Source organism: Paraburkholderia domus (genome assembly GCF_905220705.1).
Lineage (GTDB): Bacteria > Pseudomonadota > Gammaproteobacteria > Burkholderiales > Burkholderiaceae > Paraburkholderia > Paraburkholderia domus.
Genome location: NZ_CAJNAT010000001.1, coordinates 132,517 through 151,984, shown reverse-complemented (window position 1 = coordinate 151,984; position 19,468 = coordinate 132,517). Strand labels below are relative to the sequence as shown.

Below are 19,468 nucleotides of genomic sequence, written 5' to 3'. Positions count from 1 at the left end.
CATGAATCCAGACCTGATCAAATACTACAGCCAGGAACTGCAGCATCTGCGGGAGATGGGGGGCGAGTTCGCGCGCGAGTTTCCGAAGATCGCGGGGCGGCTCGGATTGGAAAGCCTCGAGTGCGCGGATCCCTACGTGGAACGTCTGCTCGAAGGATTCAGTTTCCTTGCGGCGCGCGTGCAGTTGAAAATCGACGATGAATATCCGCGCTTCACCCAACATCTCGCGGAACTGGTGTACCCGCATTACCTCACGCCAACGCCGTCAATGGCCGTGGTGCAAATCCAGCCCGATCTCACCAGTTCCAATCTCGCGGAGGGCGTGCGGATTCCACGCGGCAGCGCACTGCGCAGCGCGCTCGACAAGAACGGCTCGACGCGTTGCGAATACCGCAGCGCGCATGAAGTGACGCTCTGGCCGCTCGAAATCGCGGAGGCCAAATTCTTTACGCATTCAGGCTCGCTCGGCGGCATGGATAGCGCACTGCCGGCGAGCATGGTGGCCGGAGCGGGTATCAAGGCCGGCCTCAGACTGCGCCTGCGTGCCACGGGCGGTCTGAAAATCAACCAGTTGAAACTCGACCGGCTGACCTTGTATCTGCGCGGTACCGACGGCATGCCCACGCGCATCCACGAACGTCTGCTGGGTTCGGTGAGCGGTATCGTCGTCATGCCAGTCAAACGCCCGGCAGCCTGGCATGTGCAGTTGCCGGCAAGCGCGCTGCGGCCAGTGGGCTTTGCCGACGACGAGGCGCTCCTGCCGATCAGTCGGCAGTCGTTCCAGGGCTACCGGCTCTTGCAGGAGTATTTCGCCTTTCCGCAGCGCTTCATGTTTCTGGCGCTCGACGGTTTGCAAGCGGCATTGCGCCGTTGCACTGACACCGAGGTCGAAGTGATCGTGCTGCTCAAGCGTAGCGATCCGCTACTCGAACAATCGCTCGACGCCGCGAATTTCGCGCTGCATTGCACGCCCGCGGTCAACCTGTTTTCACGGCGCACCGATCGCATTCCGCTGTCGGACGAGCAGTTCGAATATCACGTGGTCGCTGACCGCACGCGGCCGATGGACTTCGAGATCTATCAGATAGAAACTGCGACGGGCTATAGCGCGGGGGCGGGCGGCGAACAGCAGTTCGAACCTTTCTATCACGCGCGCGATCTCGGCGCGACCTATCGCGCCGGCGCCTATTACCAGGTACGCCGCGAAAAACGTCTGCCGTCCTCGCGTCAGCATGAGCGCGGGCCGCGCACCAGCTACCTTGGCAGCGAGATGTTCGTCGCACTGGTCGACGCGGCGAATGCGCCGTTTCGCGCCGACCTGCGGCAACTCGGCTTGCAGGTGTTGTGCACCAATCGCGATTTGCCGCTGATCATGCCGATCGGCGTCGGGCCGTCCGATTTCACGCTCGACGTCGAAGCGCCGGTCCAAAGCGTGCGGTGCCTGAGCGGCCCGAGCCGGCCGCTGCCGTCGTATGCGCACGGGGCCGTCGCGTGGCGGCTGCTGAGCCACCTGTCACTGAATTACGCGTCGCTGCTCGACAACGACGCACAGGAAGGCGCACGCGCCATGCGCGATCTGCTCGGACTCTACTGTCCCGCCGACGATATCGCGAGCCAGCGCCTGATCGAAGGCGTGCGCTCGATCGATTCACGTTCGGTGACACGACGTTTGCCATGCGCCGGACCGATCGTGTTCGGCCGCGGCCTCGAAGTCACGGTGACGCTCGATGAGGCAGCGTTCGAAGGCGCCGGCGCGTTTTTGCTCGGCGCCGTGCTCGCCCATTATTTCGCGCAATATGTGTCGATCAACTCGTTCACCGAGACCGTCGTGAAGACGCTCTCGCGCGGCGAGATCATGCGCTGGCCAGCGAGGGTCGGACAATGCCGGACGCTCTGACACTGTTGCGCCGGCTCGAGGACGAAGCCTATCGCTTCGACTTCTTCCAGGCCGTTCGGCTGCTGGAAAATGCTTATCCGGACAAGCCGCGCGTGGGCGAATCGCTGCAGCCGCGCGACGACGCGATCCGTTTCGTGCAGGAGCCGGAACTGGTGTTCCATCCCACTTCGCTGGGTGCCTTCACACCGGCCGGGGACCGTCACGCCGCGCGGCTTGCGGTCAAGTTCTTCGGCCTGCTCGGGCCGCACGGTCCGCTGCCCACTCACCTCACGGAGTACGTGCGCGATCGTGTACGCAACGCGAACGATCCGACCTTCGCGCGGTTTCTCGACGTTTTTCATCACCGGATGGTGACGCTGTTCTACCGCGCATGGGCCAATGCGCAGCCGGCTGTCAGCCTCGACCGTCCCGGGCGCGATCGCTTTTCCTTTTATGTCGGCAGTCTGTTCGGGCTCGGCGAAGCGATGCTGCGTGAGCGCGACGCGGTGCCCGATTTCGCCAAACTGCACTTCGCCGGTTTGCTGGCCGGGCCGACGCGTCCGGCTGCCGGTCTGAAGCTCGTATTAGCGCGTTTTTTCAATCTGCCGGTTGAAATCGAGCAGTGGGTCGGGCATTGGATGACGTTGCCGGCCAGTTCGCTGTCGCGCCTGGGCGCACCGGACGGCTCCGCCGCGCTCGGCGTGTCGACGCTGCTCGGTGCGCGCGTATGGGACTGCCAGCACAAATTCCGCATTGTCATCGGGCCATTGAGTCGCGCCGACTACGAGCGTTTCCTGCCGGGCGGCGAGAGCCTGAACCGCCTCGTCGACTGGGTGCGTAATTACGCTCGCGACGGGCTCGATTGGGACCTTCGGCTGGTACTCAGGCAGGAGGAGGTGCCACGCCTGAAACTCGGGCGTCACACCCGGCTCGGTTACACCACCTGGACGCTGCGCGGCGCGGCGCACGGCGACCAGCGCCAGTTGTTGCTGCATCCGACCGACCAGGAAGGCCGTTCGCGGATTTCCGCTGCGGCCCGCGCGTCGGCGTCCGAGGCGCCGCCACAGACACCATCGAGGGACTAGCAAAATGGCCGAGATCAAACGGGCAGCATTGTTCGGCAAGCTGAACAAGCTCGGATTCCGTGCAATCGAGAGCGCGAATGTCTTTTGCAAGTTGCGCGGCAATCCTTATATCGAACTGGTGCACTGGTTTCACCAGATCTTGCAACTGCAGGACTCCGACCTGCACCGTATCGTCAAACATTACGGACTCGAACCGTCCGGGCTGGCGCGCGATCTGACCGACGCGCTCGACCGTTTGCCGCGCGGCTCGAGTTCGGTGACCGATATCTCGTCGCAAGTCGAGGAAGCGGTCGAACGCGGCTGGGTGTTCGGCTCGCTGATGTTCGGCGATGCGCAGGTGCGCACCGGTCATCTGGTGGTGGGCCTGTTGAAGACACCGTCCCTGCGTAACGGGTTGTACGGCATCTCGCGCCAGTTCGAACGCATCAAGCTCGATTCGCTCGTCGACGATTTTGACAGCTTGCTGCGCGAGTCGCCGGAAGCGGGCATGAGCGCGAGTGACGGTTTTCAGCCGGCGGGCGCGCAAAGCGAAACCGGCGATGCCGGCGGTCCGGTGCCGGCCGCCGCGATGGGCAAGCAGGAAGCGCTGCGGCGCTTCACCACGGATCTGACCGAACAGGCGCGCAACGGCAAGCTCGACCCGATCGTCGGACGCGACGAGGAAATTCGCCAGGTGGTCGACATCCTGATGCGCCGACGCCAGAACAATCCGATCCTGACCGGCGAGGCGGGTGTCGGGAAGACGGCGGTCGTCGAGGGTTTCGCGCAGCGCATCGTGGCGGGCGACGTGCCGCCGTCCTTGCGCGACGTCCAGTTGCGCACGCTCGACGTCGGCCTGTTGCAGGCGGGTGCGAGCATGAAGGGCGAGTTCGAGAACCGCTTACGGCAGGTGATCGAGGAGGTGCAGGCCTCCGAGAAGCCGATCATTCTTTTCATCGACGAAGCGCACACGCTGGTTGGCGCGGGCGGGGCGGCCGGCACCGGCGACGCGGCGAATCTGCTGAAACCTGCGCTTGCGCGCGGCACGCTGCGTACGGTGGCCGCCACGACGTGGGCCGAATACAAGAAGCACATTGAAAAAGACCCGGCGCTCACGCGTCGCTTCCAGGTGGTGCAGGTCAGCGAGCCGGACGAAACCAAAGCGATCCTGATGATGCGTGGGGTCACCTCGACGATGGAGCAGCATCACAAGGTGCAGGTCCTCGACGAAGCGCTCGAAGCCGCGGTGCGGCTTTCGCACCGCTATATTCCGGCGCGGCAGTTGCCCGACAAGGCGGTCAGTCTGCTCGACACCGCCTGCGCGCGCGTGGCGGTCAGCCAGCACGCGACGCCGGCTTCGGTCGACGATTCGCGCAAGCGGATTGCGGCGCTCGAAACCGAGCTGGCGATCATTGGCCGCGAAACCGCGGTCGGCGTCAACACGCAGGAGCGTCACGCCGCGGCGTCGGAAAAGCTTGCGGCCGAACAGGCGCGCCTCTCCACGCTCGATATCCGCTGGCAGGCGGAAAAGGAACTGGTGACACGGATTCTCGCGCTGCGCGCACAACTGCGAGGCGAGACCGGCAAGGTTGAAGGCGCCAGCGAAGCAGGCGAAGCAGGCGAACCAGGCGCTACGCAGGAGACGGCCGCCGGCGATGCCGCCGTGCGCGATGCGCGACTCGCCGAACTGCGCGACCTGCAGGCGCAACTCGCACAGCATCAAGGCGAAGATCCGCTGATTCTGCCGACCGTCGACCAGCAGGCGGTCGCTTCCGTGGTCCAGGACTGGACCGGCATCCCGGTGGGCCGGATGGTCCGCAACGAAATCGAAAACGTGCTCAAACTCGCGGAGAACCTGAACCGGCGCATCATCGGCCAGGCCCATGCCACCGAGATGATCGCGCGGCGCATTCAGACTTCACGCGCCGGTCTCGACAATCCGAACAAGCCGATCGGCGTATTCATGCTTGCCGGCACCTCGGGTGTCGGCAAGACCGAGACCGCGCTGGCGCTCGCCGAGGTGCTTTACGGCGGCGAGCAGAACGTCATCACCATCAACATGAGCGAGTATCAGGAAGCGCACACGGTGTCGTCGCTCAAGGGGGCGCCGCCCGGATACGTCGGTTATGGCGAAGGCGGCGTGCTGACTGAAGCGGTGCGCCGCCGTCCGTACAGCGTGGTGCTGCTCGACGAAGTCGAGAAGGCCCATCCGGACGTCCACGAAATTTTCTTCCAGGTGTTCGACAAGGGTTGGATGGAAGACGGCGAGGGCCGCGTGATCGACTTCAAGAACACGCTGATCCTGTTGACCACCAATGCCGGTACGGACCTGATCACGAGCCTGTGCAAAGACCCGGAACTGATGCCGGAGCCGGAGGGCATCGCGAAAGCGTTGCGCGAGCCCTTGCTGAAGGTATTCCCGCCGGCCTTGCTTGGGCGCGTCGTGGTGATTCCGTACTACCCGCTCTCCGACGAGATGCTTGGCGCGATCATCCGCTTGCAGCTCGGGCGGATCGAGAAGCGCATGCGCGTGTCACACAAGATTCCGTTCAGTTATGACGACGACGTCGTGAAGCTGATCGGCAGCCGCTGCACCGAACTCGAAAGCGGCGGCCGCATGATCGACGCGATTTTGACCAACACGCTGTTGCCGCGTATCAGCACGGAATTTCTGACGCGGATGATGAATGGGAGCTCGGTAACGAAAGTGCAGATCGGGGCGCGCGACGGCGAATTTCTCTATACGTTCGATTGATGGTTCGACGGGACGCTCGCGTGGGTTTTCTGGTACTTCGCATGGTGGATGCCTTCATATGCCGCAACAAGTCAGCATGGGCGCAACGCTGCAATGTTCGTTCGGCGCCGCGCCTTCGTCTCTGGTGGTGCTGCCGGTCAATCGCGTGATGGGCGAAGGGCCGCCCGCGGCCAACATCATGGACCACATTCCGCTCGTCAACATCATGCCGTTCGGCGTGTGCAGTTCGCCCGCCAATCCGACGGTCGCTGCAGCGACGACGGCGGCGTTGGGCGTGCTGACGCCGATGCCGTGCATTCCCGCGACCATGACGCCGTGGACGCCAGGTGCGCCGACCGTGCTGCTCGGCAACCAGCCTTCGCTCGACAACGTATCGACTTGCATGTGCAACTGGGGCGGCGTGGTCACGATCATCAATCCGGCAACTGTCAAGACGATGATTCCGTGACATGACCACACAAGACCCGAACCGCCACGCCACCGTCAGTTGCGCACCTGCCGGCAAGGATCTGTTGTTTCTGCATCTGAGCGGCACGGAGGAGTTGGGGCGCCTGAGCGAATGGCGACTGGATCTACTGAGCATGCGCAACGACTTGCAAGCGGCCGATCTGCTCGGCCATGACATCTCGATCGCGCTTGCGCTGCCGGGCGACGGCGAACGCCAATTCAACGGTATCGTCACGGTGTTCCGGATCGTTGCGCCGGGTGACGGCACCCGCAACCGGATGGCACGCTATGAAGCCGTGGTGCGCCCGCGGCTGTGGCTGCTGACGCGCGCCTCGCATAGCCGCTTTTTCTATGAGACGAGCGTGCTGGATATCGTCACCCGCGTGCTGCAGGACTACAACATCGACGTCAGCAATAAATGCCAGGCGAGCTATCCGCCGATGCAGCACTGCGCGCAATACCGCGAAACCGATTTCGCTTTCGTTAGCCGGCTCATGGAGCATGAAGGCATTTACTACTACTTCGAGCACAAAGCGGGCAAGCACACGCTGGTGTTGACCGATTCGAGCGACGTGCATGGGCCGATCGATCACTATCCGTCTATCTCCTACGACGCATGGCACGAGCCTTCGAACGAGAAGGAATGCATCTATGCCTGGAGTTCGGGTGCGGAATTGCAGACCGGCAAGTACGAAGTCAACGAGTACGATTTCGAAAAACCTTCGTCGAGCAATCAGCAAGGCCTGCTGTCGCGTGCGACGCGGCCGAAAGTGTACGACCCGCCGGTGTACACGATGCAGGAACATCTGAGCGGTCACGTTCAGTCCGGCGATGGCGATCGTTATGCGAAGGTCGGCGTCGAAATTCATCAGGCGCGCAACGACAGCATCTCGGGCCGCTCGAGCGCGCGCGGCATCTGGCCGGGCGGCCAGTTCAAGCTCGAGGGGCATGCCTGTGACGCGCAGAACCATGATTATCTGGTGGTCAGCGCGGCGTACGAAATCAATTCGGATGTGTATGCATCCACGGTTCGCCACGATCCGTCGCTACCGTTCTTCGACTGTGCGTTCACTGCATTGCGCAAGGAAAACCACTTCCGCACGGAGCGGTTGACCCCGCAGCCGGTCGTGGCGGGTCCGCAGACCGCCGTGGTGGTCGGCCCGGACGGCGAAGAAATCCTCACCGACAAATACGGCCGCATCAAGGTGCAGTTTCATTGGGAGCAGTTCGCACCGCCGGCCGATGCGGACGCCCGCATGAAGCGCTGCTGGGTGCGCGTGTCGCAGAGTTGGGCCGGCAAACGCTGGGGGACCTTCTTCGTGCCGCGTATCGGCCAGGAGGTGATCGTCGATTTTGTCGAGGGCAATCCGGACCGGCCGCTCGTGACCGGCTGCGTCTACAACGCCAACACCATGCCGCCGTACGATCTGCCGGCCAATCAGGCGCTGTCGACGTTGAAGAGCAATTCGACCAAAGGTGGCGGCGGTTTCAACGAAATGCGTTTTGACGATGACAAAGGCGACGAGCAATTGTTCTTCCACGCAGAGAAGGATCACGAAACCTGGGTGAAGAACGACATGCTGAGCAACGTGGGAAACGATCGGCATCTGAAGGTCACCGGGAACGAGTTTGTGGCAGTCACCGGCGCACGCCATGACGCCGTGACCGGCGACCAGAACGCCCAGGTGGACGGCAACGCGTCGCTCAAGGTCGCGCAGAAGCTGCAGGAAAAAGTCGGGATGGACTATGCGATCGACGCGGGCATGAACATCCATATCAAGGCGGGCATGAACATCGTGTTCGAAGCGGGCGCGAGTATTACGCTAAAGGCAGGTGGCGCCTTCGTGGTGGTGGGCCCGGTGAGCGTGGCGGTGTCAGGCACGCCGATCCTGCTTAATTCCGGCGGCTCGGCGGGCTCCGGCAGCGGCTCGTCGCCAACCGCGCCGAGCGCACCCAAAGACGCCGACGACGGGACCAAAAAAATCAAATCGTGAGCTGATTGATCTGACCGGTTGTGGGGAGCCAAGTGAACTATCCGATTCTTTCGCTGCGGGTTGTGCGATTCAACGACGAGACGCTGGCCGAGCCGATTGCGATCGCGTTCGGACCCGCAGGCGGCACGATTGGCCGGGCAAACGACTGCACGCTGGTGCTGCCCGATCAACAGCGCGCGATTTCGCGCGTCCATGCGCGCGTCGAGTTTCGCGGCGGCGACTATTTACTGTGCGATCTCGGCAGCAATCCGAGCGTGTTGAATCAGCGCGCGCTAGGCGGCACGCGCGAGGCCCGGCTCGCGGATGGCGACCGTCTCCTGATCGGCTCGTATCTGCTCGAGGTGTCGATCGGCGAGCAGGCGGCGGGGTTGCGCAGTCTAACGGGCGGCCACGATCCGCTCAGCGCCGCGCAGGTGCTCGGCGGTCCGTTGCCGGCCGATCCGCAAGGCGACGTGTTGCGGCTTGGTTCGCTCGATCCGCTTGGCCAGCCGGGCTTTGGCGAACAGCCGCGAATATCGTCGCGGCCGGGCTTTGCGGGCTCGGAGAGCGATCACGTGTCGCCGGAGTTGCAAGCGTTTTCGGTGCCGCAACCGGCCCGGCAGGATCCCGGCAGGACGGCGCCACCGGCAGCAGGGATTCCGGCTGACTACGATCCGCTCGCCGATGCGTTGGCGCAGTGGGAAACGCCAGCGCAGGCGGGCAGCGCATCGTATGCGGCGACGCCGCGTCATACGCAAGAGGAGGCGGCGTGGCCCGCTTCGGCGCCCCCGGCACCCGCGCCTCAAGGCGGTCCGACGGGCTTGCCCGCCGGATTGCTCGATACCTTTTCGGCAGGCACCGCGGCCACCCCGTTCGATGACCTGTTCGCGGCGCCATCTGCGCCATCTGCGCCGGTTGTGCCGGTGGTCGTGCCGGTTGTAGCGCCACAGACCGCTAGCGTGCGGCTTGTCATGCCTGCGGCGGCGTCTGCCCCACAGCCCGCTCCGCCGCTTGCTCCGATCACGCCATCACCTTCTGTGCCGTTGCCGATCGCCGACGTTGCGCCAACTCAGGCGTTCGCCGCGGAGCTGCCTGGCGGCGTGCAAGCGGCCATGCCATCGCCCGCCCAGGCTGCCCAGGCCGCCCAGGCCGCCCAGCCCACTCCTGCGCGCCAGGACGCAGCCGTTCCGGCGAGCACGAATGCCGCCACGTTCCAGGCCCTGCTGGAAGGTCTCGGCCTCGATGCATCGCGCACGCCGAACTTGCCTGAGCCGGAATTCGCGCGCCTCATCGGCGAAATGCTGCGTGAATCGCTGCGCGGCACGATGGCCGTGCTGCGAGCGCGCTCGATGACCAAACGCGAAGCGCGCCTCGACACGACGATGATCGTCGCGCGCGACAACAACCCGCTCAAATTTTTCCCCGACGTCGACAGCGCGCTGGCGCCGATGCTGACCGGCCGCAATGCCGGCTATCTGCCGCCCGACGAGGCACTCAGGCGTGCCTTCAACGATATCGAGGCGCACGAACTCGCCGTCCTCGCCGGTATGCGCGCGGCGCTCGCCCACGTGCTCAGCCGCTTCAATCCCGGCTCGATCGAAGCGCAGTTAAAAGACCCCGGCGCACTCGAAAAAGTGCTGTCGAACCGCAAGGCGAAGCTGTGGGATCTGTTTGTCGAGTTACAGGGCGCCATCACGCGCGAAGCCGACGACGACTTCCAGAAGCTCTTCGGCAGGGCGTTCAACGACGCGTACGAGGCCCAGATCGACGCATTGCACGCGGCCCGCGAGCGTCAGCCGAAGGACCCGGCCAATCCCACCTGACATACTTTTGAACGAGACAACATGTCCTGGAACAGCAAAGTCATCTGGTCGGAGGGGATGTTCCTTCAACCCCAGCATCTGCAGCAGCACGACCGCTATCTGCAGAGGCAACTGGAGACGCGCGCCGCCGGCCTGCGCCCGTACAGTTGGGGCTTTACGGCGTTGGAGATCGACGAGCCCTTGCTCAAACTCGGCAAGCTCGCGCTGCTGTCGTGCTCCGGCGTAATGCCGGATGGCACACCATTCGATCTTCCCGCCGATGATGACTTGCCCGAGCCACTCGACATTCCCGAAAGCACGCGCAACATGCTGGTCCAACTGGCGTTGCCGGTGCGCAGGCCAGGTGTGGCCGAAACCGGCAACGAGGTGAGCGAGGAGAACTTCGCGCGGCATCGTATCGCCGAACTCGACGTGAGCGACAGCAATGACCCGAATGCCGGCGCTGCGTTGATGCAGATCGGCAAGCTGCGGGTGCGTCTCGCGCTCGCTCCCGAAGTGGCGAATGCCTACACGACGCTCGGCGTGGCGCGCGTGCTCGAACGCCTGCCCGACAACCGGGTCGTGCTCGAGAACGACTACAGCCCGCCGTGTCTCGACTATCGGGTGGCGCGCCGCCTTGGGGCTTTCGTCGACGACCTGGTGGGCCTTCTGCATCAGCGCGGCGAAGCGCTGGCCGCGCGCCTTGCGCAGCCGGGCGTGACGGGCGTCGCGGAGGTGGCGGATTTCCTCTTGTTGCAACTGATCAACCGTCACGAGCCGCTCGCTTCACATCTGTCGACGATGACTGGGCTCCATCCCGAGGAACTCTACCGGGTGGCAGTGCAGTTGGCCGGCGAACTGGCGACTTTCAGCCAGGCGTCGAAGCGGCCGCAGGCGTACCCGGTATACCGCCATGAGTGGTTGAAAGAAACCTTTGCGCCGGTGATCGACGACATACGTGCGTCGCTGAGCATGGTGATGGATCCGCATGCGGTGCCGATTCCGCTCGAAGAACGCAAGTTCGGCTTGCGCGTGGCGATCGTGCCGGACAAAACGCTGTTCGCCGGGGCTACCTTCGTGCTCGCGGTGCGCGCGCAGATGCCGGCCGAGCACATCCTGACCGGCTTCGCACCGCAGGTGAAGATCGGACCGGTCGAACGCATTCGAGATCTGGTCAACCTGCAATTGCCTGGCGTCGGCCTGCGTGCGTTGCCCGTGGCGCCGCGGCAATTGCCGTTCCACGCCGGCTTTACCTACTTCGAACTTGATCGTGGCAACGACCTGTGGAAGCAGTTCTCGAGTTCCGCCGGTATGGCGCTGCATGTCGCCGGCGACTTCCCCGGGCTGACGATGGAGTTCTGGGCAATCCGCCGCTGATGCATTGATTGAGGATGTTCATCGTGACTCCAGACGAACCGCGCGGCCCCAGCGACGATCCCGGCGCGACGATCCTGATCCCGACGCCCGGCGGCGCGCGGGCGGCGTTCATGGCGGCCGCGGCAACGCCCGCGCCGATGCTGCCCGCTGGCGGCGGTCTCAATCCGCTGTTGCGCGCGGCCAACCCGCTGATCGAACTGGCGCTGCCGCTGCGCCAGTTGCCCACTCATCCGAATGTCGAAGAGTTGCGCAACCAGCTGATGCAGATGGTGCGCAACTTCGAAGTGCAAGGCCGTGCCAACGGCATCGACGACGAGAAGCTCGGCGCTTCGCGCTACTGCCTGTGCACCTTTCTCGATGAGGCGATCTCCAGCACGCCATGGGGCGCGGGCCTGTGGGGCAGCCGCAGCCTGCTCGTGACGTTCCATAACGAGGCGTCGGGTGGTGAGCGTTTTTTTCTGATCCTGCAACGCCTCGCGCAGAATCCGGCGGGCAATGCCGACGTGCTCGAATTGATCTATGTGATTCTCGGACTCGGTTTCGAAGGACGCTACCGTCTGATCGACGGCGGCCGCACGCAGCTCGACACGATCCGCGAGCGCCTCGAGCAGATGATTCGCGGGCAGCGTGGCGCCGCGGAGCGCGATCTGTCGCCGCACTGGCTGCCGGTCAAGGTCGAGCGCAAGCCCTTGTTGCAGCTCGTTCCGTTGTGGGTCGCGGCGGCTGTCGCGTGCATGGTGCTCGTGATCGTTCACCTGGTGTTGAGCTTCAGACTCAACGACATGTCCGATCGGGTGTTCGAAGCGCTTCACGGTATTCGTGTTGCGCCGGCGCCCGCGCTCGCCTCGAAACTTGCAGCGGCGCCGAAGCTCGCGCCGAAGCTGTCGCAGTTCCTCGCGCCTGAAATCGCCCGCGGCCTCGTGAGCGTCGCCGAGTTACCCGATCGGACCGTTGTCACGATCAACGGCGACGGCCTGTTTGAGTCGGGCAGTGCCGATCTGGCGCCGGGTTTTGTCCCCCTCGTACAACGCATTGGCGACGCGCTGAAGGAAGTGCCGGGCAATGTCGTCGTGGCGGGCCACACAGACAACCAGCGGGTCTTCTCCGCGCGCTTCCCGTCGAACTGGCATCTGTCGCAGGCGCGCGCCGAAGCAGTGCGCGATATGCTCGTGGCCCGTGCCGGCACGCCAGGCCGCTTCAGCGCCGAAGGGCGGGGCGACGCCGAGCCGATCGCTCCCAATGACACCAGCGCGAATCGCGCGAAGAACCGCCGCGTCGATATCACCGTGCTGGCGCCGGGAGCGGCATCGTGAGCGTCTTTGCGCTCGGTGCGTCGCGCGTGGAAGGGAGCCGCGTATGAAAATCTTCAACTGGCTGAGACGGCCCATCGTGCTGTCGTTGCTCGGCGTGCTCGCACTGTCGCTGATCGTCTGGGTCGAGGGGCCGCTGATTGCGTACGCGGGCCACGAGCCGCTCGAAACCGCCAGCAGCCGGTGGACCGTGATCGTCGTGCTGTTGTTGCTGTGGGCGCTTTACTGGGGCGTGCGCTGGATCGCAATGCGCCTCGCCAACGTCAGGTTCACCCGCGTGGTTGCCGAGGGGCCGGTCGAGCCGGCGCCCGGCAAAAAGGAATCCGAGGCTGACGTCGCCGCCTTGAAGCAGCGTTTCGAAGCGGCCATGGCGACCTTGCGCAAGGCACGCGTCAAGGGTCGCTTCGGGAGTCAGTACGTGTATCAGTTGCCGTGGTACATGTTCGTCGGCGCGCCCGGCACGGGCAAGACCACCGCACTGTTGAACTCGGGGCTCAAGTTTCCGCTGGCCGACCGGCTCGGCAAGCAGTCGGTCGGCGGCGTGGGCGGCACGCGCAATTGCGACTGGTGGTTTACCGACGATGCGGTGCTGCTCGATACCGCAGGCCGCTTTACCACGCAGGACAGTTTCGCCGAGGCCGATCAGGCCGCCTGGGCCGGTTTCCTGCAACTGCTGCGCAAATATCGACCGCGCCGGCCGCTGAACGGCGTGATCGTCGCACTGTCGGCGCACGACCTGCTGCAACTATCGGATACGCAACGCGCGCAGCAGGCGAATGCCGTTCGCGAACGGCTGAAGGAACTGTACAGCCAGCTTGGCATGCGTTTTCCGGTCTATGTGATCGTGACCAAATGCGATCTGCTCGCGGGCTTCGCCGAATTTTTCGACGATCTCGGCCGCGACGAGCGCGAGCAGGTATGGGGCGTGACTTTTCCATTCAATGAAAAAGGCTCGCCTGACGACGCGTTGGCTGCATTTCCCGCTGAATTCGACGCGCTGGAAAAGCAGCTGCAAGCCCGCGTGCTGAACCGGATGCAGCGCGAGACCGACACGCGCCGGCGCGCGCTCGTCTATGGATTTCCGCAACAGTTCGCCGGTCTGCAGTCCGTGCTGAAAGGGTTTCTCAACGAAACCTTCAGTACGTCCCGTTTCGACCAGTCCGCGTTGCTGCGCGGGGTCTATTTCACCAGCGGCACCCAGGAAGGCCGGCCGATCGACCGCGTGATGAGCGCGGTGGCCGCGGCGCTCGGATTGCAGCAACAGGTTGTCGTGCCTGACCCGGCGAGCGGGCGTGCTTACTTCATCACGCGGTTACTGCGCGAAGTGATCTTCGAGGAAGCAGGGCTCGCGGGCACGAACCAGAAACTGGAGCGGCGCCGCGCGTGGTTCCAGCGTGCCGCTCTGGTGGCGATCGGCATCGTCACGGTGTTGGCGCTGCTGCTGTTCTTCGTCAGCTATCAACGCAACAGCACCTATATTGCCGATGTTCAGCAGCATGTTGGAGAGTTGCAGAAGCTCGCGCAGAGCACGCAGCAGACTGACAACCCGCTTGCGTTGCTACCGCTGCTCAATGCCGCGCGCGACATTCCCGGCGGTTATGCGGACCGCGACAAAGGCGTTCCGTGGTTGTCGCGCCTCGGCCTCTATCAGGGCGACAAGCTCGGCCTTGAAGCGCAGACCAGCTATCGCCGGCTACTGCGGCAAACCTTGTTGCCTCTCGTGGTCAGCCGAATGGAAGAAGAGCTGCGCCGCGGCGATGCGAACAATCCAGACTTCCAGTATGAAGTCTTGCGCGCGTACCTGATGCTCGGCGACTCGCTGCACTACGACGCCGACTCCGTGCGGCTGTGGGCGGATGTGGATTGGCGCCGCGGTCCGTTGCGCGACGCCAGCGATGATCAGCGCAACGATATCGACGGCCATCTCGCAGCGTTGTTCCAGCCGGCGCGCTTCGATGCGTCGCTGCCACTGGACAAGGACCTGATCGCGCAGGCGCGTGCGACGCTCGCCAAGATGCCGTTGACGCAACGCCTGTTCAACCGCGTCAACCGCAATCTCGAACAGGCCCGGCCCCAGGAGTTCAGCGTCGCCAATGCGGCCGGTCGAAACGCCGCGCTGGTGCTCGTGCGCAAAAGCGGCGCACCGTTGACGCGCGGCGTCTCCGGGGCTTACACGCGGGCCGGCTATCAGAAGTTCGGCCAGTTGCGTGACGAGGCGGTGATCGATGTCGCGAAGGACGACTGGGTGTTGGGCCGTGAGGAATCCGTACTGACGCCGAATGGCGTCGAGGACCTGAGGGCGGGTATTACGCGCCTCTACTATGACGAGTACATCCGCCAATGGGATGCGTTGCTCAATGACATCGATGTGGTTCCGTTCGACGGCGTGGAAAAAGGCGCACGGGTGGCGAACCTGCTCGCGGCGCCCGATTCGCCGCTGCGCTCGCTGATGTTGGCTGCGGCGCAGGAAACCACGCTCGGTACCGCGAAGACCGGCGCTTCGCTGACGGAGCAGGGCGTTGCCGCGTTGAGCGGCAAGCTCGATGCGGCCAAGAAGCGCCTCGAGAACGCCCTTGGCAACCAGCCGGACGACGCGGCAGCGCCGCCGCCGGCAGAGCTCAATCCCGTCGACGCGCATTTCCAGGCGCTGCATGAACTCGCCGGCAAACCGGGCGCCACAGGCCCGGTTCCGTTGGACGTGCAACTCGCGGCGTTGAAGGATGCGGCGGCCTACCTTGAGGCCGCGGACGCCGCGCGCCGACAGGGCTTGCCGGCTCCGCCAGGGGATGCGTTGAACAAGCTCAAGCTCGTCGCCCAGGGTGCGCCGCCACCGCTAGCGACAGTGGCCACGGCCGTTGCGACGGGTGCGGGATCGCTGATGGTCGGCGGTGAGCGGGCGCGCCTCAACGCGTTGTGGCAGGCGAACGTCGCGCAGTTGTGCCGGCAGGCACTCGACGGTCGCTATCCGCTCGTGCGCGGGTCCACGCGTGACGCCGCCCCCGATGATTTCGGCAGACTGCTCGGGCCGGGCGGCCTGATCGACGATTTCTTCCAGAAGAACCTGACGACGCTGGTCGATATGTCGGGACCACAATGGCGCTGGCGCAGCGGCGCCGATACGCTCGGCATACCCGTCGACGTACTCGCGCAGTTCCAGCGGGCCGCGCAGATCCGCGACGCGTTTTTCCGTGCGGGTGGCCGCGATGTGTCGGTGCGCTTCGAGGTGAAGCCGCTCACCATCGATCCGGCGATTACGCAATTCACGCTCGACATCGACGGACAGCAACTGATCGTCAAACCGGGCACACCGCAATCCATGGTGTTCCAGTGGCCGAGCGGGAAGGGGACCGGCCAGGCGCACGTCGAGTTCATGCCGCCGGGCAGCGCGACGCCTGCGCGTGCCGACGGCCCGTGGGCGCTGCTGCATCTGCTGGACGACGCGCATTTGCAGCCCACCTCGCAGGCTGACCGGTTCCGTCTGAATTTCGAATCGGATGGCCGGCGCGCGGAGTTCGAACTTGCGGCCAGCAGTATCGTGAACCCGTTTCGCCGCGGCATGCTCGAGCAGTTCCGCTGCCCGGATCGGCTATGAGCGAAGCCCCGTCTCCAAAGCCGGGTTTTTTCGGGAAGGTGCGCACGCATGGCGACTTCGTATCGCGGCGCTTGCCGGTGGAGTTCGTGACGCCTTGGGATAAGGGCTTGCAGGAAGGCATGTTGCTCGGGCGGCAGCGCTTCGGCGCACAGTGGCTGCCGTTGTATCTGAATGCGCCTGTGTGGTGTTTTGCGTTGGGGCCGCACGTGTATGGCCCGAGCGCCTGGGCGGGCGTGTTGATGCCAGGCGTGGACCGTGTGGGGCGTTACTTTCCGTTCACGATTGCTCAGGCATTCGAAGGCGTCGAACTCGAGCGGCAACTGGCCGGCGCACAAGCATGGTATGACCGCTTGGCGGAACTGGCACTGGCAACACTGGCGCCGGAATTCGCACTCGATGAATTCGATGCGGCGTTGCGCGCGGAGGATTTGTGCAATGGCGATCACGAGTTGACGCCATGGCGTCTTGCAGTGCGGGACGCGTCCGACGAGGGCTTTGCAGCATTGCTCGTAAACGCCGCCGTAACGGGACAGGGTGTCTGGTGGAGCGACGGATCGCCAGCCATGGCGGCTTCTGCGAGAATCTCCACGGGCGCGACGAGCGGCCTGCAGTTCGCGAGTCTCCTCGACCTCGGTGCGGACGAATGGGACTCGGTTGTCGAATTGACGTCGAACGCAGGTGCCTGGAAATAAGTTGAACCAACGCGCTGTACGCTGGCCCGGGTTTCAAATTGACTGCCCGTCATTCGTCTTTAAAGGATGAGGCTGTCATGCCGGTTCCTGCCGGTGTTCGCCGACGCTCCGTGACGGAGCGCTGGCGGTCTTACGGCATATGAATTCTGCGGAGATCGCCGTATGTCACGCCTGACACATTCATCTTCCGGACGACGCTCAGAAAGCGCTGTTCTGGTTGCCGCGCTCTGCCTCGTGGCGTTGCTGTGCACGGCCACACGCGCAGCCGAACCGGTCCTGAACGAGAAGGACATCAACGAGCAGTCGGTGACACGCGCGCTCGAGCCCGACAAGTCCAACGAGTCCAACGAACCTGACGACAACGTCGTGACACGCGGCTTCGTGCTGTCGAACAAGCAACCGTCGGTCGCGCCGCGACCCGCCGCTGCGTCGAGAAAGCCCGCCGCGCAAATGCTCATCACGTTTGCCAGCAATTCGGCCACGCTCACCGACAGCGCGCAGGCTGCGCTCGACAAGGTCGCCAGTGCATTACAGTCGGAGCGGCTCGCGGCGTACCGGTTTCGCGTCGAGGGACACGCTGATCCGCGCGGCTCGCCCGATGCCAACATGAAGCTCTCGGAAGATCGCGCAGCCGCGGTGGTCCAATACCTGACGCAGAAGGACGGCATTGCTCCTGAGCGGCTGTCGTCGCTCGGTAAAGGTTCTTCGGAGCCCTTGAACAAGCGCAATCCGGCGGCGCCGGAAAACCGTCGCGTGACGATCGTCACGGTGACGGAGTAGGTGGATTTTCGGGCTGGTGCCGATGACACGTTATCGCGTGCGTTGCGCCCGAGCGGCAATGGCGGCGCTGCTGTTTGCTTCGGCAACCGCGATTGCGGTTGCCGTGGAGGTGAATGCCTGGAAGAGCGCTGCTGATGGCTCGAGCGCGAGTGCGACGCTGGAGCCCGCTGTCGATAACGATACCGGCGCGCTACGCTTGCCGCTTGGCCATCTCGAAGCCGCGTTGGCGTCCGCGCGTTTGCAATTGTTCACCGTTACGGACCGACCCGGGCTCTACGTGATGCAGGCAGCAAGCCTCGCGCAACAGGGGGCAATGTTTGCGCGTGTGGTTGCCTTGCTCGAACGGCGCGATATGCCGCGCAATCGCGTGGTGTCGGCGGCGGCCATTGCGGCGCATGCGCGGCGCTTTGGTACCGACCCAGCGGGCCTGACTGCGGGCAACAATTTCAGCACCGTCGAGCTGACGCACTTTTTCGAAGTGGCGCGCGAGCAGGGCGTGGTGTTGAACCAGGACGAGCGCGTGTTGCAAACGATCCTCGTGCGATGGCGTTTGATCCGCCAGGAGCAGGGCATCTGGAAAGCGGTGAGCGCACGGGATTTTCTGATCACGATTCCAGGACTGGGGCCGGCACCGGGCGGAGAGATGATTGACGCCACGGTCAGGGCAGCGATCCTCAGTCACGAATTAGGGCATTGGCAGTATTTCTCCGACAGTGCGTATGCGCACGCGTGCCGTGTGTTCTGGTGGCAGGTATTGAGCTATGAAGAACGCGCGGAATTGACCCGGCAGTTGGCAAACCTCGGTTACGATCCGAGCGACCGGATTGTTATCGACGAGATGCAGGCGTATTTGCTGCATACGCCTGCGGCGTATATGCCGATCGTCGATACGCCGGGGGCGGGTGGGATCGATGTGGGGAAGGTGCGGCGGAGACTGGAGCAGAGTGTGGCGCGAGGCCCGCAGTAAAGAGGGTTGCTGAACGTTTGGGTGTGCTGCGGTGTGCTATATGGTGCGGCGATGAATTCATCGCGCTCGCTGGTATCGCAGGAGAAACGCTTACCCAAAGGATTTCGGGTGTTGATTGGCCGAGCGTCCAAGAGTTGCGCCGAGCGTTCTGACTGCCTTCATGCGCCTGCACAATGTTCGCAACGCTGAATAGAACGGTTTCCGGATCCTGAACTATATTTGGTAGGTCCGGATATTTGGTGCTGAGGAGCCTGCACATGACATCGATGCCCCGTTGGTTCTCTGATTTGCGGTGGTGCGACCCGCCCGTCCCGGTTACTCACTTCGTTGCAAACATTGTCAGTAGAGAACTGATTCCACTTGGGGCGGGCATCTACGTCTTTTCGACCGACGATCAGGCTCTGACAGCGACAAATGTCCTATATGTCGGAAAGGCGGACGGTGCCAGACAAACGCTTCGATTACGCCTTGGCGTGTATTTCCGAAGATTCGCGCGGCAAACCGGCAAGCCGAGCAAACATGCTGGGCTGGAATGTCTCTGCACGACCTACCAAAAAACTCCGAACGCCTTGTTCGTACGATGGGCAGGGTGCGTTGTAGCGCGAGAAATCGAGGGGGAATTGATCAGCATCTTCAATCCCGCCTGCAATGCTAAGGACGAGCATCGTTACGGGTACGACGAGGATGAGTTGATCCCTGCTGAATACCTTTATTAGCCTCTGATGTGATGGTCGACTCCTTCAGCACCGTGAAGAGCCCGCGCCAAAGCAGGAAGATCGTGGCTTCACGAAATGAGATGGATATCGCGCGCTTCCGGGGCAAACACGTCGCTC

Annotated in this window: 13 protein-coding genes; all 13 read left to right on the top strand. The window is 63.8% G+C overall.

Going from position 1 to position 19,468, the window contains the following annotated elements:
- The first annotated feature begins 1 nt into the window (after nucleotide 1).
- The 13 genes from tssF (at nucleotide 2) to KHO31_RS00560 (ending at nucleotide 19,351) form a co-directional block, all read left to right on the top strand.
- Nucleotides 2-1,897, top strand: coding sequence for a type VI secretion system baseplate subunit TssF (gene tssF / locus KHO31_RS00620; RefSeq protein WP_211622478.1), 1,896 nt, complete (start codon nucleotides 2-4; stop codon nucleotides 1,895-1,897).
- On the top strand, nucleotides 1,882-2,961 hold the full coding sequence (tssG, locus tag KHO31_RS00615) for a type VI secretion system baseplate subunit TssG (protein WP_201073087.1): 1,080 nt from the start codon (nucleotides 1,882-1,884) through the stop codon (nucleotides 2,959-2,961). The genes tssF and tssG overlap by 16 nt, the downstream gene beginning before the upstream one ends.
- A gap of 4 nt (nucleotides 2,962-2,965) precedes the next feature.
- Nucleotides 2,966-5,695 (top strand): type VI secretion system ATPase TssH, encoded by a 2,730-nt coding sequence (gene tssH, locus KHO31_RS00610; protein ID WP_201073086.1) that lies wholly within the window; start codon nucleotides 2,966-2,968, stop codon nucleotides 5,693-5,695.
- A 58-nt stretch (nucleotides 5,696-5,753) separates the two neighbouring features.
- On the top strand, nucleotides 5,754-6,143 hold the full coding sequence (locus tag KHO31_RS00605) for a DUF4280 domain-containing protein (RefSeq protein WP_211622476.1): 390 nt from the start codon (nucleotides 5,754-5,756) through the stop codon (nucleotides 6,141-6,143).
- Nucleotide 6,144: 1 nt separating this feature from the next.
- The gene (locus KHO31_RS00600) at nucleotides 6,145-8,136 is read left to right on the top strand and encodes a type VI secretion system Vgr family protein (protein ID WP_211622474.1); all 1,992 of its coding nucleotides are present in this window, start codon (nucleotides 6,145-6,147) and stop codon (nucleotides 8,134-8,136) included.
- Between the two features lie 32 nt (nucleotides 8,137-8,168).
- Nucleotides 8,169-9,938 carry a type VI secretion system-associated FHA domain protein TagH gene (gene tagH / locus KHO31_RS00595; RefSeq protein WP_211622472.1) on the top strand — a complete coding sequence of 590 codons (1,770 nt, stop codon included), beginning with the start codon at nucleotides 8,169-8,171 and terminating at the stop codon, nucleotides 9,936-9,938.
- A 21-nt stretch (nucleotides 9,939-9,959) separates the two neighbouring features.
- Entirely contained in the window at nucleotides 9,960-11,294 is a 1,335-nt protein-coding gene (gene tssK, locus KHO31_RS00590; RefSeq protein ID WP_211622470.1) for a type VI secretion system baseplate subunit TssK, read from the top strand.
- 23 nt (nucleotides 11,295-11,317) lie between these two features.
- Nucleotides 11,318-12,607, top strand: coding sequence for a type VI secretion system protein TssL, long form (gene tssL / locus KHO31_RS00585; protein WP_201073080.1), 1,290 nt, complete (start codon nucleotides 11,318-11,320; stop codon nucleotides 12,605-12,607).
- A 43-nt stretch (nucleotides 12,608-12,650) separates the two neighbouring features.
- On the top strand, nucleotides 12,651-16,196 hold the full coding sequence (gene tssM / locus KHO31_RS00580) for a type VI secretion system membrane subunit TssM (RefSeq protein ID WP_201140507.1): 3,546 nt from the start codon (nucleotides 12,651-12,653) through the stop codon (nucleotides 16,194-16,196).
- Nucleotides 16,193-16,888 (top strand): type VI secretion system-associated protein TagF, encoded by a 696-nt coding sequence (gene tagF / locus KHO31_RS00575; RefSeq protein WP_201073077.1) that lies wholly within the window; start codon nucleotides 16,193-16,195, stop codon nucleotides 16,886-16,888. The genes tssM and tagF overlap by 4 nt, the downstream gene beginning before the upstream one ends.
- 162 nt (nucleotides 16,889-17,050) lie before the next feature.
- Nucleotides 17,051-17,668: an OmpA family protein gene (locus tag KHO31_RS00570; RefSeq protein ID WP_201073076.1), complete on the top strand. Its 618-nt coding sequence runs from the start codon at nucleotides 17,051-17,053 to the stop codon at nucleotides 17,666-17,668.
- A gap of 22 nt (nucleotides 17,669-17,690) precedes the next feature.
- The gene (locus KHO31_RS00565; RefSeq protein WP_201073075.1) at nucleotides 17,691-18,635 is read left to right on the top strand and encodes a hypothetical protein; all 945 of its coding nucleotides are present in this window, start codon (nucleotides 17,691-17,693) and stop codon (nucleotides 18,633-18,635) included.
- 257 nt (nucleotides 18,636-18,892) lie between these two features.
- Entirely contained in the window at nucleotides 18,893-19,351 is a 459-nt protein-coding gene (locus tag KHO31_RS00560) for a GIY-YIG nuclease family protein (protein WP_201073074.1), read from the top strand.
- Nucleotides 19,352-19,468 lie beyond the last annotated feature (117 nt).